The organism is Mucilaginibacter jinjuensis, from assembly GCF_028596025.1.
In the GTDB taxonomy this organism is placed as follows: domain Bacteria; phylum Bacteroidota; class Bacteroidia; order Sphingobacteriales; family Sphingobacteriaceae; genus Mucilaginibacter; species Mucilaginibacter jinjuensis.
Window position 1 is genome coordinate 2,409,410 of sequence record NZ_CP117167.1, and the last position, 17,429, is coordinate 2,426,838.

The window sequence follows — 17,429 nt, forward strand, 5'->3', positions numbered from 1 at the left end:
AATAAGGTGATGGGGTTATTAACAGTTAAACCGGGTTTTTGAACGGGCTTTATGCTTATGTGCTTATATGGATTGCCTACATTTAATCATACCCCATTGCTTCATAAAATATCAATGTTTAGCGGTAAGAACCAATTAGAGCTTACAGCACCTCTAAACCAATTAAAACTGTAGTTATGTATACAAATAGCCATTTCACCAGGGCAATTTTAGCCATCTTGTTAATTTTTGTTGGGTTACAGGTTAAAGCCCAGTGGCCTAAATACATCCCTATAAAAAACGGGGGTAAAATCACCATTTATGAACCACAGTCCGAAAAATTAGAAGGGGATAAGATTACAGGACGTGCTGCGGTCTCTGTCCGGAAATCTGCAAAGGAGGAGCCGGTTTTTGGAGCTATATTTTTTGTCGCTACTATTGCTACAGATAAAAACAGCCGCCAGGCCACTCTTGAATCGGCCAATATTATTAACGCAAAATTCCCTGGGGTAGAAGATTCAACACAATTGAATAGACTGGCAACCATTATTCAGACTGAAGTTCCCAAATGGAATATGCAGCTTTCTCTGGATGCTATAATCACCTCAATTAAGCAGGAAAGTGGCGGATCAAATTTAGAAAAGTTTAAAAATGATCCACCTGTAATTTTGTACAGAACTAAGCCCACTACGCTGGTGATTCTGGATGGAGAGCCCAAGGTTCAAAAAGATAAGCAATTGGATGCTGACCGGGTGGTAAATACGCCTTCATTAATTTTTAAAGAAGCAAACCAATGGAATATGTACAATGGTGGCATCTGGTATAAATCAGCCTCGGTGTTGGATAATTGGGTACCCAACAAAAATTTATCGGCCAAAGTTAAATCGATAAATGACCAGATTAAAAAACAGGAGAAAGAGAATAACGGCGGTAAAGACATCACCGCCAAGCCCGAAGCAACTGATATCATAGTAAGCAAAGTACCTGCAGAGTTATTGCAAACCAAAGGCGAACCCAGTTATAAATCTATACAGGGTACTAATTTGCTCTACGTATCCAATACAATTAATGACATATTTAAGGAGATCAGTTCGCAAAAGATCTATGTTTTGCTGGCAGGTCGCTGGTATACAGCTTCGGGTATAAAAGGGCCATGGGCATACTTGCAGGCCGATAAGCTGCCGGGCGATTTTGCTAAAATCCCGGAAGGCTCAGAAAAAGATGATGTGCTTGCATGCGTACCCGGAACGGATGCGGCAGAAGAAGCTAAGGTTGATGCCCAGGTTCCGCAAACAGCCAAGGTAGACCGCAAGGTCGCAACAGTAAAAGTTGAGTATGACGGGCAGCCTAAATTTAAGCTTATTGAAGGCACTTCTTTACAGCTTGCAGACAATTCGAGTTTAACCGTGATGAAAGATGCCAGTGGCAAGTACTATGCTTTAGATAATGGGATATGGTTTATAAGTTCTACCGCTACCGGCCCATGGGCAGTTGCCGATTCGAGACCAAAGGATGTAGATAAAATACCTGCAAGTAGTTCGGCATATAATACCAAATATGTTTATGTATATGAATCCACGCCTGACTATGTTTATACAGGATATACACCCGGTTATATGGGCTGTTATGTTTATGGGCCAACTATTGTTTACGGTACCGGCTTTTACTATTCGCCCTGGTATGGTGCAGCATATTATCCCCGCCCTGTAACCTGGGGCTTTGGTTTCAGTTATAACCCCTGGATGGGATGGAGCATGGGGATCGGCTTCAACGTAGGTTTCTTACATGTTGGTTTTGGCTTTGGTTTCGGCGGTGGGTATGGTGGCTGGTTTGGGCCGCCTATGTATCGCCCGCCATTTTATGGTGGTGGCTATTATGGGCACGGCGGATACTATGGCCATGGCGGATACAACGGACATGGCGGTTATAATGGAAATCATAGTGGGAACAACATCCACATTGGAGATAATAATTTCAACGGTAACCACGGCCACAACAACAATATTTACAATAATCATAAAGGTGTATCTTCTAAGGTAAACTACCGGCAACCCGGCAGTATGAACCGACCAAATAGTAGCGGCATAAACAGACCTAACGCAAGACCCGCCGGTGGGGCCAATAATGTGTTTACCGATAGGAATGGGGGCGTATTTCAAAGAGATAACAAAGGTAACTGGGGGCAAAGGGATAATAATACAAGGCAATGGGGCCCTGTTAACCCCAACAGTAATAAAGGCAGGGAAATGAACCGCGATTTCCAAAACCGCGACCGCGGGAATATGCGCCAGCAAAACTTTCAAAACCGAGGTGGCGGTGGAATGCGTGGAGGAGGAGGAATGCGAGGCGGCGGTATGCGAGGTGGCGGAGGAAGACGCCGTTAATAAAATCGTATTGGTTCAATAAATTACCTAATGAAATGAGATCAAAAAGATCCGCATTCGGCATACTGTTATTTTTGACATCCCTGTTTATGTCTTGTGCTTGTTTTGCACAAACGGAAAAAGATACCCTTGTGCTCAATAATGGTGAAAGGTTGATTGGTGAACTGAAGCAAATTCTCAGGGGCATGGTGACATTTGATTCGGATGATATAGGCCTGTTAACTATCAAGACTTATAAGGTTCGTTCGGTACATACAACCATCAGTACTTTACGGGTAGAAACAATAGACCGAATGCGGATTTATGGCAAACTTCAGCCATCGGGTAGTAAAGATACACTGTATGTGGTTGATGGCAGTGAACATACAAAGCTGGCCATTAACGATATCAGCACAATTGCATCTATCAGAAATAATTTCTTCGATCAGTTGGATGGTAATGTATCCGCGGGTTTAAGTTTTGCGCGTTCCTCTTCAATCGGGCAATTTAATTTGAATGCCAGTGTAAAACATACCTCGCGGTGGTTACAGTCAGAACTTTCACTTAGTGAATTGGGGAGCATTGATTCGTCCCGTTTTTCACTGGACCAGGAGAAAGAACAGGTTAGTTCGTATCATTATATCAAAAGCTCAGCCTGGTTTGCAGAGGTGGCCTTAAGCCATCAGCGTAATGTAGAACTATCTTTGGCTCATCGTTACCAGGGTTTATTAGGTGCAGGAAATAAAATTATAAAGGCTCAAACCATCGAAGGGTTTATATTAACGGGGATAGCTGCAAGTAAGGAGATAAGTATTGAAGGCTTATCGCCCAGGGGAGGTACCCAGGTAGAAATACCTGTAATGTTGAAATTGGATTACTTTAAGTTTAGCCATCCGAATATGCAGGTATCCATGACAAATACTGCGTATGTCAGCTTGTCTCAGTCAGGGCGTTACCGATACGATGGGAATTTGAATGTTTCGTGGACGTTGATAACCGATTTCTCCCTAACCACCAACCTATACGGCAACTTTGATAGCAAACCACTGGATGCTGGTTCTGCCAAAACTGATTATGGTTTAGTGGTTGGAATAGCTTATAAGTTTTGAATTTTTGTTCTGTGTTCACTAAGTGAGTATAATTATTCAAACGAAAGGAAAGCAAGGAATGAGGGAAGCCTGAAAAAGTTATTGAGTGCGTAATGGATTTTTTCAGATAACATCAATTCTATGTTATCCGATGATTTACATAAGTCGGAATATAGGGGACGCACCTGGAATATTACGTTTTCCAAGTGTAGGCCCAGTCCTGGTTCGCTTCGAATCTAAGTTGTACAGAGTTAACCTTCAGATGATTACATTTAATCAATATTCCAGGTAGCTGTTTTGGTGTACATCACAAGGGTTAATATTATATAACTACCTATTTACAAAGAGGTGGGTAATCGTATTAGGTATTTACCCGAAAATATCTTGTTTTTAATACTTTAGCAAAGGTCGGTAGTACCGAAGTTTTTTGCTCCCCAAACTGGTCTGTTTCGAACCAATTTATTGATTAGATGCGTACTTTGAACGAACTAAAGCGCTATGTTGAAACGGAGAATTAGTAAATTTCGAAACATCTATATCATACCCAATATTTTCAGAGTTTTGTTTTCAAACGGCTCAGGGTTTCCGGAGACATGTTCAGGTAGGATGCGACTATTTTGTTGGAAAGCCGTTTGATAATTTGGGGATTTAAACGGAGCAATTCTTTATAGCGTTCAGCAGCATCTTTCATAATTTCCCGTTGATAGATTCTCAAATTACTGCGAAGTTGAGCATCAGCTCTGCCGATGCTGGCCAGTATAGAAATAGTTGCAATTTCGCGGCTTTGAAAATCGAGATTATCTCTTCCAAAAATATCAGCAAACAGGTGTTCCTTCAAGAAGGTGTCGATCACAGGAACAAACTCCTGGGTTGAGATCGCTGATCGGCCCGTCAGTTTTGCTTGAACATCTTTTCCATATTGATACTTCTGGTCGGGAAATTTAATACTTCCCGGTTTACGGCCTTCGTTATTGGTTACGCCCTTATCTTTTCTGGTGTTGACCACCATTTGAAAAGTACTGATCGCATTCAGACTTCTTGGGAAACCGGCGTAAGCATACAACTGGACTAAAATCTCTTTGATCTCATTTACCGTCAGCCCTGCGTCTAATCCTTTATTTAAGGCAAGACTCAAACCCAAGTGATCTCCTTTAGCGGCAAATGCTGCGATGGGTACCATAGCTTTCTGCCTGACAGAAAGTGATAATTCACGATTGTTATTTTGTTGGCCATAAACTGATAGTGTTAGGGCAAATAAAAAAAGGTGTATAGCTGTTTTTTGAAGGCTTTTCATTTAAGAACTTTTATTCGTTTAAACATGGCTTAGCTTCTGGTTGGATTTAGATATTAAGGTCTCATTGAAGGTTGGAATTATTTGAGATAAATCAGCTGTACTATTATCTACTTACCAATCTTCTTACTTTAAAGTTGTTAATCTCGGTCGATCCTGTACAACTTCCCCTGGTCCGTTATCGCATAAAGCGCGTTGTCTGGCCCCTGGATAACATCTCTGAACCGTTGGCCTTCGCTAATAAGCAATCGTTCCTCGCCGGTGACTTTATTATTAGCAATCACCAACCGGTCAATATGCATACCGCTTAGTGCGCATACAAAAAGATTATTTTCCCACTCCGGGATACGGTTACCCTTATAAAAGGTCATGCCACTGGGGGAAATTACAGGGTCCCAATAGTAAATGGGTTGCTCCATGCCCGTTTGCTGCTGGATTGCATTTCCTATAGGTTGCCCGCTGTAGTCAATGCCGTAAGTTATAACGGGCCAGCCGTAATTTGCACCGGGTTTAATAATATTAATTTCGTCACCACCTCTTGGCCCCAATTCTGCTTCCCACAAATCGCCGGTAACAGGGTGGATAACCAAACCATGTTCGTTCCGATGACCTAAAGAATAAACTTCGGGCCGCGTGTTAGCCTGCCCTATAAATGGATTGCCTGGAGCCGGTTGTCCATCTGTAGTGATCCTGATGATCTTACCGATGCCGGAGTTAGGATCCTGTGCCTGAATTCGTATTGCCGGATCAGAGCGGTCACCGCTGCTGACAAAGAGGTTTCCTGTCCCGTCAAAAATAACCCTGCTGCCATATTGGTTGGCTCCCGTGTAAGCTGGTGTAGCCCGATAGATAACAGTTACATTTTCAAATTCGGTTTCATCGGTAGCCAACCGTCCTTTGGCCACAGCCAGGACATTACCGTTTGATCCTCTTTCGGAAAACGACCAGAAAACCATCCGATTATTAGAAAAAGCGGGATCTATACATAAACCTAATAAACCGCCCTGACCTGCTGCATTCACAGCCGGGACGTTAGCAAGGGGGGAGCCAACATGTCCGTTACTGGTGATCAGCCTCATTGTTCCTGCCTTTTCCGTGATAAGAAAACGGCCGTCTGGGAGCGCCGCTATACCCCAGGGAGCGTTCAAGGATGATGTAACTATAGTTGCCCGAAAAGCTGTCGCGGTTTTTACTGCGGCCACCCTGGTCTGTCCCTCAAAAGCAGGTTTATAATTTGAATTCGGAGGCAGCGTTTCTACGGATGCAGGATTGCCACCTGCAGACATCCCTATAGATTCTTCCGGTTTGCTTTTTTTTGCGCAGGCGGCTGTTAATAACAAACAGCTGGCGGCAATTATCTTGATGTAGTTTTTCATAGATAATATAGGTTTGTAATTTTTTTGTTTTGGCTATCAAGTCATTGAACCATTGTATTAAAAAAGTAATGTCGGTTGATTCGATTATGTATTTTCCTAATTACCCTTCACCATCATGCCTGATTTTGTTAACCACATTTTTACTTCAGTCTGAACCTTTTTTTCTTTATCTCCTTCCATAACAAATAACATCCCATCCCTTTCTATGCCACCCTTTGTAGAATAACCTTCCAGTACTTTGCTCTTAGGGCACAATTCCTTTACTGTTTCAAAGCCGCTGCCTACGCCATAACCGGCGTTGGTGTTAAATGGTACGACTGTTTTACCGCTCAAATCATATTGCTTCAGGAAAGTCTTCATTGGCGGCGGTATTTTCATGTCCCAGGTGGGAAAGCCTACAAATACGATGTCGTATTTGCCAATGCTGTCGATCTTTGTTTTGAGCGGTGGTAAGAAATTATCCTGGTTTTCCTGAACCATCTGCGCCACATTGGCGCGATAATCCGCAGGATAAGGATTAACCAATTCAAGGGCTACCAACTTTCCTCCAATGTCTTTTTGGATCATCCGGGCTACTGCCTCTGTGTTTTTGGTTCTTGTGAGGTAAACGATCAGGATCTTTTTTGCTGTCGTTGGCTGCGCCTTTAAACATGATGTCATGGTACACAAACAGATAAGAAGACCGTAAACGATGACCTTTTTCATAAACATCAATTTATTTTTTTGCAACCGCTTCTACGCCCGATAACGCGAGTACAAATGGCGGTAACCTCTCACCTTCAATTTTAATTGCCGCCAATTCTGTATTAAACTGGGTTAGCTCCGCATTACTGAAATGAATTTGCGAGGCACCCACGTTTTCGAGCATGTGTGCCATCTGGGTTGTTCCGGGGATCGGTACGATCCATGGCTTTTGCGCCGAAAGCCATGCCAGTGATACCTGGCCGGGACTTGCATTTTTTTGCGTCGCCCATTTCTTAAGCAATTCCACAAGGGGCATATTCTTACCGATATTCTCTCTTGAAAAACGGGTTTCCATGCCCCGGATATCACCAGGTGCAAAACCAGTATTTCCATCAATAGCACCGGTCAAAAACCCGACGCCAAGCGGGCTCCAGCAAACAAAGCCAATACCCAGTTCCTGGCAAAGGGGGATGATAGTTTGTTCAGGGCCGCGCCATAGCAGCGAGTATTCATTTTGAATCGCCGTAACCGGATGGACGGCGTGTGCCCGCCTTACTGTTTCCGGACCTGGTTCTGAAAGCCCATAATGCAAAATTTTTCCTTGTTGAATAAGATCTTTAAGTGTGCCCGCTACATCTTCGATAGGCACATTAGGATCAACCCGGTGCTGATATACCAGGTCAATATGGTCAGTCCGTAACCGTTTCAGCATTCCCTCAATAGCCGTTTTAATATGTTCAGGTTTGCTGTTTAAGCCACCGCGCATCCGGCCGGTTTCCGGGTCAATATCCCAGCCAAACTTAGTTTCGATGACGATCTTGTTCCGGAACGAGGCAACAGCTTCACCTAGGATCTTTTCGCATTCAAAAGGCCCGTAAGCTTCTGCCGTATCAAATAAGGTTATGCCATTATCATAAGCTTTTCGAATGATGTCTATCATCTGAGGCCTCGATGGGATGGTGGTTTGATAGGTCCGGCTCATGTTCTGTACGCCGAGTCCTATACTTGAGACTTCCAGTTTACCACCAAGTTTGCGCTTACCGGGGCCGGGGATTGGCGCAACCGCTTCGGAAATGACGGTACCGGCAGCGGCATTTGAGGCCAGCAAAGAGCCACCGGCAATTGCCAGGCCTGATTTTAAAAGGTTACGACGGTTCATAGTTTGTTTAGTTAAATGTTAATGTTGTTGTGGTGGCGTAGCAGGTGCGCCGGCCATTTTAACGGGCCTGATCAACGTGGAGAACGTAAGTGAGCCCATTTTCCATTTGCCGTCCTCTTTGAGATAAACTTCTGTAACCATAAAAGCATGAACTACTTCATTGCCGCCAACTACTGCCAGCAAGTCGATGTCATTTAAAAGTATCGCTGTATTACCAAAAATGTTTACCGATGCCCCATAAACCTCCGCTTTTTTATACCAGATGAAACCACCTTTAATGGTATTCAATTCCTGGTCTTTGCCCCAGCTTCCTCCCATATGTACAAAAACACATTTTTCGGTAAACAGATCTTTCAGGGCATCAACCTTTTTATCGGCCATTAAGGTCCACTTGGTTTTAGAAAGGTCGAGTAATTCCTGTTCTTCTTTTGTCGGGGTTTTGGCCACGCTTGGCAGATTGGCTTGTGCCTGGCATACTTGTATGCCTGAGGTTAGCAAGATTAAAGCAAAGATTAATTTTTTCATGTGTCTCATTTTTTGGTTTGCTAATTGGTGTTAATTATTGCGTTTCGGTTCCATTTAAATAAAATATGGGTGGAGCAGGTAACTTCACCCATATTTCTATTATTTGCGTCCCAATAGTTTTTGCGCATCAGCGGAATAACGATGACCTTGAACTTCGATATCAGCCAATGCAGCTTTGATCACATTCAGGTCGCTATCTGTGAGTGTTATATCCGCGCCTCCAAGGTTTTCTTCCAAACGGTGAAGCTTAGTTGTCCCCGGAATTGGAACGATCCATGATTTCTGTGCCAACAGCCAAGCTAAGGCGATTTGAGCCGGGGTAGCATTTTTATCATTGGCAATTTGTGTGAGCTTATTAACCAGGGCTTGGTTCGCCTTTCGGTTTTCTTCCGAAAAACGAGGTACTGTATTGCGAAAATCTGTTTTATCAAAGGATGTTCTATCATTGATCGCACCTGTTAAAAAACCTTTACCCAAGGGACTGAACGGTACGAAGCCAATGCCAAGTTCTTCAAGAAGCGGCAGGATTTCTTCTTCCGGTTCCCTCCACCATAATGAATATTCACTTTGCAAAGCAGTGACAGGCTGTACCGCATGTGCCAGACGAATGGAATCAACGCTAGCCTCAGAAAGGCCGAAATACTTTACTTTACCTTCAGTGATCAAATCCTTCACGGTTCCAGCCACATCTTCCATTGGGATGTTGGGGTCAACACGATGCTGGTACAGCAGGTCAATATGATCCGTTCGCAAGCGCTTTAAAGCAGCCTCCGTTACTTCCAAACTATTTCGGTGACCTGGTAAAAAAAGAAACTGGCCACACCGCCCAGGATTATATACAAGCAAAACTGATTGATGTAGCCAAAGAAAAGATCTTTGATGGGAATAAAACGATCAATCAGATCGCCGGAGAATTAGGATTTAAATATCCGCAACATTTCGCAAGGGTTTTTAAAAAACGGGTTGGCCAAAGCCCCGTGGAATACAGATCAATGAATTGATAGCTATCAAACAATTAATTAGTTATCAACTTATTAAAGGAGTCGCTTAGTTATACGAATATAAATCTATGATCAATATTAATGTAAACGGAAAGGCCCATCAGATCGACGCCGACCCCAATATGCCGCTGCTTTGGGTCATCAGGGATATTATCGGGCTTACAGGAACGAAGTTCGGCTGTGGAGTAGCACAATGCGGAGCATGTACGGTGCATTTGAACGGTGATGCCGTTCGTTCCTGTGTAACAAAAGTAAGCCGCGCCGAAGGCCAGAAAGTGGTAACCATCGAAGGGCTCTCGCAGCATAACAACCATCCGGCGCAACTGGCCTGGAACGAAGAGAATGTACCGCAGTGTGGCTATTGTCATTCCGGTCAGATCATGTCGGCGGCTGTATTACTACGTGAAAACCCAAATCCGAGCGACACGGATATTGATTCGGCCATGGCGGGGAATATTTGCCGTTGTGGAACTTATCAGCGCATTCGTAAAGCAATTCATTTAGCTGCTGAATTGCAGAGAAAGGAAAGTGCAAGCAAATGAAAGAACAGGTAAATAGTAAACGGAATTATAAAAGTTCTGTAAGAGCATATACTGTGATCGGCGTGATTTCCATCATGATCGGTATTATGGCGTTTACGATGACCAATTCCAGTGAATCGAAGAAATTGGCTATTCCGGTTATCAAGAAAGACAGCATTGCATCGGTTAAAGCCTTTAAACAGGTATATACTGTACTGATGAGCGCACGCTGCATGAACTGCCATCCATCCGGTAACATTCCGTTGCAGGGCGATGACAGCCACCTGCATACCATGTCACCGCAAAGGGGTATAGATGGCAAGGGGATTTATGCGATGAAATGCTCCAACTGTCATCAGCCCACCAATACACCCGGACTGCATACCCCGCCTGGTAACCCTAACTGGCATTTACCACCAGCGGATATGAAAATGGTTTTTCAGGGAAGAACACCCCGTCAATTAGCACAGCAGTTGGTTGACCCCAACCGTAACGGGCATAAGGATATGAAAAAGCTGATCGCGCATGCGGATGATGGCCTTGTATTAGCCGGCTGGAACCCGGGAGAAGGCCGCACGTTACCACCGATGAGCCATGCGGCATTTAAAAAAGCATGGTTGACCTGGTTAAATACGGGTGCTTACGCGCCGAAAAAGTAATCCTAAACGCTATTAATATGTCAGTACAGGAGAAACAAAATTTATCAAGAAGAGGCTTTCTTAAAACAGCTGGTATCAGTGGTACCGCGCTATGTTTGGGATTATATATGTCTGGGGAGGCTGAGGCAAAAGTCGTTAATTCAGCACAAGTAGCCGCAGAGGGGGATGTTGAACTCGCTGCCTGGATCATCATTAATACAGATGGTAAGGTAACGCTGATCTGCCACCGGGCTGAAATGGGGCAAGGAGTCTATCATTCAATAGCCCAGATCATTGCAGAAGAATTGGAGGTGGACCTTTATGGCGTAGATATTCAATTGACGCAAGGCGACGAAAAGAAGTATGGTAGCCAGCTGACCGGTGGTAGTTCTACCATTAGAGGCAGTTATAAAAACTTATTAAAACTGAGTGCAACCGCCCGGGAAGTCTTGATCATGGCAGCTGCTGCACGATGGACTGTACCTGTTACGGAGTGTTATGCTGAATTAGGCCATGTGATCCACAAACCATCCGGCAAGAAATTCCATTATGGCGAGCTGGTAGCCGAAGCAGCTAAACTAACCGCCCCTAAGGATGTTAAACTTAAAGCCCGCGCCGACTATAAACTCATCGGTAAGCCATCGCACCGCCGGGATTCACCTTTAAAGACTAATGGCGAGGCTATTTTCGGCATTGATAAAAGAATTCCTGGCCTGCAATTCGCTGCCGTAGAACGCAACCCCCGGTTACGTGGCAAAGTTAAAAGCTTTGATGCTTCAGCTGCTTTAAAAGTACCGGGTGTAACTCGCGTTTTTAAAGTCGTGATGGGAATATGGGATACTGATCGCGAAGGCGTTGCCGTAGTGGCTAACTCTACCTGGGCGGCTATGCAGGGAAAAAAGGCCTTGAAAGTTGACTGGGATGACAGCGGCTTCGATCATGTCAGTTCACCGGAGATATTTAAGCATCAGCGTGAATTGTTGCAAACCAGCGAAGGATTGTCCGTGAAAACACAAGGTGATCCTAACGGCATCATTAGTTCGGCAAAAGATAAACTGGATGTCCTCTATGAAACGCCTTACCAGTCGCACAGCTGCATGGAACCTGTCAACTGTATTGCGCATTGGCAAGGTGATAAGGTAGAGATATGGGGGCCGGTACAAGCGCCAAACTGGATACAGGATTATATCAGCAAAAAGATGGGTTTAGCCCGAGAAAAAGTAATTGTTAACATGACCTTTTTGGGAGGCGGGTTCGGACGTAAAGCAATGCCGGATTATCCGCATGAAGCCTGTGTGATCTCTAAAGAATTGGGTGCTCCGGTTCAGGTAGTATGGTCACGGGAAGACGATGCAACGCAAGGACCCTACCGTCCGGGTATTTCTTATCGCGGTGAAGGTGTGGTTGAAAACGGCACCATTAGCGCAATCAAATTTCGCATGGCCGGACAAAACAATGATCATTGGCGCAGTGGAGACAATGGCCGGCCAAATCGCAGCACAACGGAAGGCTTTTTAGCACCATACTTCGCAAGCATCAAAAATATAAGTTTTGCCGATGTACCGTTCAAAACTCCGGTACCAACCAGCTTCTGGCGTTCGGTATATGCTTCCACCAACGGTTTCGCTTATGAAAGCTTTATGGACGAATTGGCGCATAAAGCCATGAAAGATCCGCTGGATTTCAGACGCGAATACCTGAAAGATGAGCGCAGCCAAAAGCTGATCGATAAAATGGAAGAAGTATCCGGCTGGAAAAGCAAAACAAAGAACCAGGGGTACGGCGTAGCGATCACGGAATGTTTTAGCAGCACCGTGGGCCATATCGTTAAAGTATCTAAGAAAAGCACAGGCGGCATACATATCGACAAAGTTTGGGTAGTAGTGGATTGCGGCTGGTATGTAAATCCTGATATTATTAAGGCCCAGGTGGAAGGAAGTGTAGTGATGGCTTTGGGGGCGGCCACTATTCACGAGATTACATTTAAAGATGGCATGGTAGAACAAAGGAACTTTTATGATTATAAAATGCCGCGCATCAACGATATTCCGCCAACCGAAGTACATATTATGGAGAACGACGCTAATGCCGGAGGCATGGGTGAACCGGGCTTACCGGCGTTCGCACCGGCGCTTACCAATGCCATTTTTGACCTGACGGGTAAACGCATTAGGAAACTACCATTTAGTTTGGATACGGTTTAAATAACTCAAATTGCTTCGATAGCGGTTATTAATTACGATGAAGGAAATCATAGACATTGTATCAGCCTATGAAAAGGCCACAAAGGCTAAGGTCAAAACCGCTTTGGCTACAGTGGTCCTGGTAGAAATTCGGAGTAAATCAAATTGGAGATAACGTGCTTCGATTCAATTCACTTATAGGCTTCGCATGAGATGAACGGAAATCTCTATTTCCCTTAAGTGGGCTCGAATCAACCAGTTAAGCAAAGCTTCAGATGATGTGCGCTTAGTTGGGCTCGAACCCGGGACCCGCAATAATTTTACCCTTTTTTCACCATTTTTTTAGTATTTTCAGGTCCATTTCGGTACTTTTGTCATACCGGAGAGGTAAATCCCCAAAACGGCCACCAGGCCTTTTGTGTACCTCGTAAGTGATTGATATTCAGAACGAAATAGAGATATGAGTGTAGCCCAGGTGGGCTCCAAAGTAGACAAGTTCTACACTTTGAAATCCCTTATCAACTCTTTATAAAGCCTAAATTCTCGTTACCTATCCTAATACCTGTTTTTTTGTTTTTAACTTAGGTACCCATGCCTCTTCGCGTCCTTGATCGGCTGCCAGCGATTAAAAAACGTAAAGCAGGTTACCGGGGCCATAACCAAATTTATCCAAACTCTAGATAAATGTAATCTAATAAATTGGTAAAGTTTATTGATTAATGGAGGCTATCGGCACCTGTTCTGTTTTCCCTGTTAATTACTATATTTAAATAGGAATTTGCCAATGATTAAACCAAGTCACAATAACCAAATTTGTATCGTTGCGATAGCAAAAGATGAGCATCAATTTTTGGATGAATGGCTGATATATCATCGTTTGATAGGATTTGAGAAGTTTTTGGTTTATGATAACAGTCGCGGTTATGAATTGAAGCGGTTTTCAGCAGCTCATCGGAATTATCTGACTGTGATTCCATGGCATAGCAACGCAAGTATGACGGAGACTGTAAATAATCAGATCAAAGCGTACCGGCATGCATTAGATAATTTTGTTGGGGAATTTGAATGGGTGTTGTTTCTGGACATAGATGAATTCATGGTATTAAGAAAGCACTGCAACATCCATCAGTTCCTGGAAGACTTTGGGCACGCGTCCGCAATTACACTTAACTGGCACGTATTTGGCCACAATGGCTTTTATGATGATCCGTATCGTTTGGTTACAATATCACTCACGAAAAGAATGCGGGCAGCTTCGCCTATGGGAAAGACGATTTCAAAAGTATCTCAGATAAAAAGCATTACCTCTCCGCATTATTGTAATCTGCAGTCCGGCGAGAGAATGGATGCAAATAATTTAGTTTATCAGGACGACTTATATCCCTCAAAAACAAGTATCGCGCATATCAATCACTATTCGAGCCGTTCCTTCAACAGATGGATGAGCAGGGCGGCCCGCGGCGACGTCAATTTTAACACAATCAAATGTCCTGACTCTGAAAGATGGAGGCTTACGGAATCGGACTTACTAAAGGAATTTGTCACCAGAATCGCTAAAGATCATAACGAAATCGAGGATGAATTCCTTGTCCGGTTTAAATACCAGATTCTGGCCGGGATAAATTCGGTAAAGGGTGACCCGACAGTGTTTCCTGGGTTATTAGAAACTGATCTGATAAGCAGGATTACAGATCAGCTTGATCAGATTGCGGAACTATTAACGAAAGAGGCCCATCTCCCCGGTGAAGATGACCTGGATCATTGGAAAAGCATAGCAACTTTCTTATTTCACTATGGCAGATATAGCGCAAATAAGTTACTTGAAGTTCACGCCAATAAAATTACAGAGAAAGCAAGTACTTTGATAAGCAGTAAATCCTCATCTATTTACGACAGACATATTACGGAATACGGGGTATTCATAGAATGCCTGGTACAAAACAGTTTTATTGATGCCGATACTAATGAGGTGTTACAGGATATTGATATCTGGGTTGAATATCTTTTGACAATTAATAAACCTGATAATCAAATAGCTGTATTAGAGATATGCAAATATCTCGTTTATCGGATCGTAAATAGAATTAACGATCCGTATCACCCAAGAGAAAAGTTAAACAGGGAAATTCTTTCAAAAGCAATTACAGGGATCAATATTGACCAGACCGGTTTTAACGAATTGAAATTATTAATTGAAATGATACAACGGTCGATATTTTACGGAAAAAGTTATTTGACTGTTAGCGATAAACTCGAAGAGGCCTTTAACAGGTGGATGGATCTGACAAGTAAGTTTGATGGCGATTATGAAATTCTTTGCGGATTGCTCGAAGGGGGGCTCTCGATGATAGAGGCAGGCTATTTAACAGAAGAGCCTTTGGGGCGACAGATAGCATCAGATATTCAAAATATAATCGATGGTATAATTATTAGCTGTGACAAAGATCAAGTCGATATTAATGTCAACCTGCAATTATGGCGCTATTATTATTGCAAAGTTAAACATAGCTGCGGCGATGCTAACCTTTATCTTACAGCGATCGCAGCACTTGAAAAATTACTAAATAAATTGGGACAGCTACCCGTCACAGGCGTCAGTGATGTTGAATCAAACAGCGCGATAAATATGACTATTTCGGGAATAATTGCCAGGGCAGGGCTGGGTTTATTATCGGCTGTGAGTCATCAGGTTATGCTCGTTTAAGTAAAAAAGATAGAATATCCGGATAACATATAATTGTTTTCTGTAATCAATACCAAGCAAGTTGATAATTGTATTTAATGCGATTGAAAATGCCGTTGTGTTACCGAGACTGCTATACTGAAGAAATATATGACCGGCTTTCTCCATAATATCTTTTTCATCAAGATTCAGCGATAAGCCTGACAGGTCGTTGTTAATAAAATCTGCAAGTTGTTTTTTATTGGCAGTCAAATCATCGGCGGCATGAGCATAAATCAGGTTAAGCTGATCGCGCGCTTGCTTAAACTCAGATTTCTGCTCTATGAAGCCAATAATTTCCAAAAAGAGCGAAGCTGTGACTTCTACTTTGCCGGTTTTAATAATAAGCAATATCAAACTGCAAAACTTACTTAAAATATTGTCTTTGCTAATAGTGTGGAGTAAAAACCTGCTAACAGCTAGAGCGAGCTTGCAATGTGCATTAAGTTCAAATTCTTTAAGCGAATAGTTAACAAATGAAAAGCGGCAATTAAAGTAATTAAAATCCCAGCTGTTATTGGGGTGTGCCTGCCATAAATATTCTCCCGGCAAAATGTTCCGTTTTCTACGTGATGGGTTATTTTGAATATAGGTTTCCAGATCAGCACGAAGTGCATATTTGAAGTTTGACGAAGCATGTTCATCCACGCAAATAATCAGTCGAATTGCATCTCCTTTTTGGTTGTCTAAAAATAGCAATAAGTTAAACGGCTCCTGGGCCGCATTAAAAAAAATGCTGAGCCGATCGAGTATCAATCGCCATTTCGAAGATGAATAATAAACCGATACATAGATCAGCGAAGTATTCATAAACATTTCTCAAGTTTAACAGGAAATTGAAAATTTCTGATAACCGATCCGAGACCGAACCCTCCGCTGTTAATTTCGTGTAACGGTTTGCTCAACAGCGCGGATAAGCCAAGTCGGTTTTCAACCTCGGTCTTTAACAGGATCATTTCATTTTTTAACTCGGTTGATGTAATCTCGTATAATTTGATGCCCAGTCTATTATTATAAATGTATTTTCTATTGTTTGAGAATTTCAGCTTGCTGCCTTTAGTGCCGGGTTTAAAAAGTTGAATAAACTGATCGCCATATTTCCAGAAACCAGATTGAAAAGGTCGTTCTAATGCAACCATATTATCTAATTGGGCCCGTTCTAACATAATTACAGGTAAATGTTGCTTGTCGATAAAAGTAGCGAACTCAAAGCTGCCATCTTTATATAAAAAGTACAGTTCAGATGAATCAGGATTTATATATCTGACAAAAATGTGAGCACTATTTACGCTTATAAACTCGTTCGAAACCCGTTCTTCATTCGAGTGGTAAATTGCCCTGGTAAACTGTTTATCAGAAAACTGGTGCTGGTTTTTGGCGTATTTGGTTAATCTTTTATATAACTCGATATCCTCGAAACCGTAGCCGGTTATTTCTTCGTTATAACCTCTGTATCCCCAAAAATCAGCCCGCCGTATCGCGAGCTTACCTATGATGTCTCGGATGTGGAAGCTTGGCGTAATAAATGTATCGGGCGAGTTTTGCATAATTTTATTAATGTAGTCAGCGAAGCCTGGCCCAGTGAAGTTATCGGCATCTATATTGCACAGTATGTCACCTTTGCCCAACCTGAAGGCCATGTTACGCGAATGGCTTCTGTTAAAAAGTTTGGGTTCGTCAGTTCTGAAAAATTTCAAAATACCTGACTTTATTTGAGGGTGCATTGTTTCTCTTATCCAGTCCTGCAACCCGTCATTTGAATTGTAATCAAGAATGACGAATTCCAAATTGCCATAGGAAAGGTTATCGGCTATATTTACCGGCAACGTTTGCCTGAGGTGATGAAGCCTGTTCATGGCGACTGTGCAAAATGAGATTTTGAGTCCGAGCATTGTTATT

15 protein-coding genes are annotated in these 17,429 nt (G+C 42.9%); 7 read left to right on the plus strand and 8 right to left on the minus strand.

Features of this window, described 5'->3' with window-relative positions:
* Positions 1–176: 176 nt before the first annotated feature.
* Together PQO05_RS11045 and PQO05_RS11050 are read left to right on the plus strand one after the other, a co-directional pair.
* The gene (locus PQO05_RS11045) at positions 177–2,363 is read left to right on the plus strand and encodes a hypothetical protein (protein WP_273632969.1); all 2,187 of its coding nucleotides are present in this window, start codon (positions 177–179) and stop codon (positions 2,361–2,363) included.
* Positions 2,364–2,398: 35 nt separating this feature from the next.
* On the plus strand, positions 2,399–3,451 hold the full coding sequence (locus PQO05_RS11050) for a DUF481 domain-containing protein (RefSeq protein WP_273632970.1): 1,053 nt from the start codon (positions 2,399–2,401) through the stop codon (positions 3,449–3,451).
* Between the two features lie 532 nt (positions 3,452–3,983).
* Here PQO05_RS11050 and PQO05_RS11055 read toward each other — a convergent pair.
* The 6 genes from PQO05_RS11055 to PQO05_RS11080 form a co-directional block, all read right to left on the minus strand.
* Positions 3,984–4,724: a carboxymuconolactone decarboxylase family protein gene (locus PQO05_RS11055; RefSeq protein WP_273632971.1), complete on the minus strand. Its 741-nt coding sequence runs from the start codon at positions 4,722–4,724 to the stop codon at positions 3,984–3,986.
* Positions 4,725–4,861: 137 nt separating this feature from the next.
* Positions 4,862–6,097 (minus strand): PQQ-dependent sugar dehydrogenase, encoded by a 1,236-nt coding sequence (locus tag PQO05_RS11060; protein WP_273632972.1) that lies wholly within the window; start codon positions 6,095–6,097, stop codon positions 4,862–4,864.
* 96 nt (positions 6,098–6,193) lie between these two features.
* Positions 6,194–6,802, minus strand: coding sequence for a flavodoxin (locus PQO05_RS11065; protein WP_273632973.1), 609 nt, complete (start codon positions 6,800–6,802; stop codon positions 6,194–6,196).
* A 10-nt stretch (positions 6,803–6,812) separates the two neighbouring features.
* Positions 6,813–7,940 (minus strand): aldo/keto reductase, encoded by a 1,128-nt coding sequence (locus PQO05_RS11070; protein ID WP_273632974.1) that lies wholly within the window; start codon positions 7,938–7,940, stop codon positions 6,813–6,815.
* Positions 7,941–7,958: 18 nt separating this feature from the next.
* Positions 7,959–8,465, minus strand: a complete 507-nt coding sequence (locus PQO05_RS11075) for a nuclear transport factor 2 family protein (protein WP_273632975.1) — start codon at positions 8,463–8,465, stop codon at positions 7,959–7,961.
* A gap of 99 nt (positions 8,466–8,564) precedes the next feature.
* Positions 8,565–9,248, minus strand: a complete 684-nt coding sequence (locus PQO05_RS11080) for an aldo/keto reductase (RefSeq protein ID WP_273632976.1) — start codon at positions 9,246–9,248, stop codon at positions 8,565–8,567.
* On the opposite strand from PQO05_RS11080, the gene PQO05_RS11085 reads away from it, so the two are divergent.
* The 5 genes from PQO05_RS11085 (at position 9,161) to PQO05_RS11105 (ending at position 15,512) form a co-directional block, all read left to right on the plus strand.
* The gene (locus tag PQO05_RS11085; RefSeq protein WP_337943109.1) at positions 9,161–9,466 is read left to right on the plus strand and encodes a helix-turn-helix domain-containing protein; all 306 of its coding nucleotides are present in this window, start codon (positions 9,161–9,163) and stop codon (positions 9,464–9,466) included. The two genes, PQO05_RS11080 and PQO05_RS11085, sit on opposite strands and share 88 nt — an antisense overlap.
* A 68-nt stretch (positions 9,467–9,534) precedes the next feature.
* Complete coding sequence (locus PQO05_RS11090) at positions 9,535–10,008, plus strand: (2Fe-2S)-binding protein (RefSeq protein WP_273632977.1); 474 nt, start codon at positions 9,535–9,537, stop codon at positions 10,006–10,008.
* Positions 10,005–10,646: a cytochrome c family protein gene (locus PQO05_RS11095; protein WP_273632978.1), complete on the plus strand. Its 642-nt coding sequence runs from the start codon at positions 10,005–10,007 to the stop codon at positions 10,644–10,646. The genes PQO05_RS11090 and PQO05_RS11095 overlap by 4 nt, the downstream gene beginning before the upstream one ends.
* A 17-nt stretch (positions 10,647–10,663) precedes the next feature.
* A complete protein-coding gene (locus PQO05_RS11100; protein WP_273632979.1) occupies positions 10,664–12,829 on the plus strand; it encodes a molybdopterin cofactor-binding domain-containing protein in 2,166 nt (721 codons plus the stop codon).
* Between the two features lie 763 nt (positions 12,830–13,592).
* Positions 13,593–15,512: a glycosyltransferase family 92 protein gene (locus PQO05_RS11105; protein ID WP_273632980.1), complete on the plus strand. Its 1,920-nt coding sequence runs from the start codon at positions 13,593–13,595 to the stop codon at positions 15,510–15,512.
* On the opposite strand, the gene PQO05_RS11110 is transcribed toward PQO05_RS11105, so the two are convergent.
* Entirely contained in the window at positions 15,477–16,340 is an 864-nt protein-coding gene (locus tag PQO05_RS11110; protein WP_273632981.1) for a hypothetical protein, read from the minus strand. The genes PQO05_RS11105 and PQO05_RS11110 overlap by 36 nt on opposite strands.
* Positions 16,337–17,422: a glycosyltransferase family 2 protein gene (locus tag PQO05_RS11115; protein ID WP_273632982.1), complete on the minus strand. Its 1,086-nt coding sequence runs from the start codon at positions 17,420–17,422 to the stop codon at positions 16,337–16,339. The genes PQO05_RS11110 and PQO05_RS11115 overlap by 4 nt, the downstream gene beginning before the upstream one ends.
* Positions 17,423–17,429: the final 7 nt, after the last annotated feature.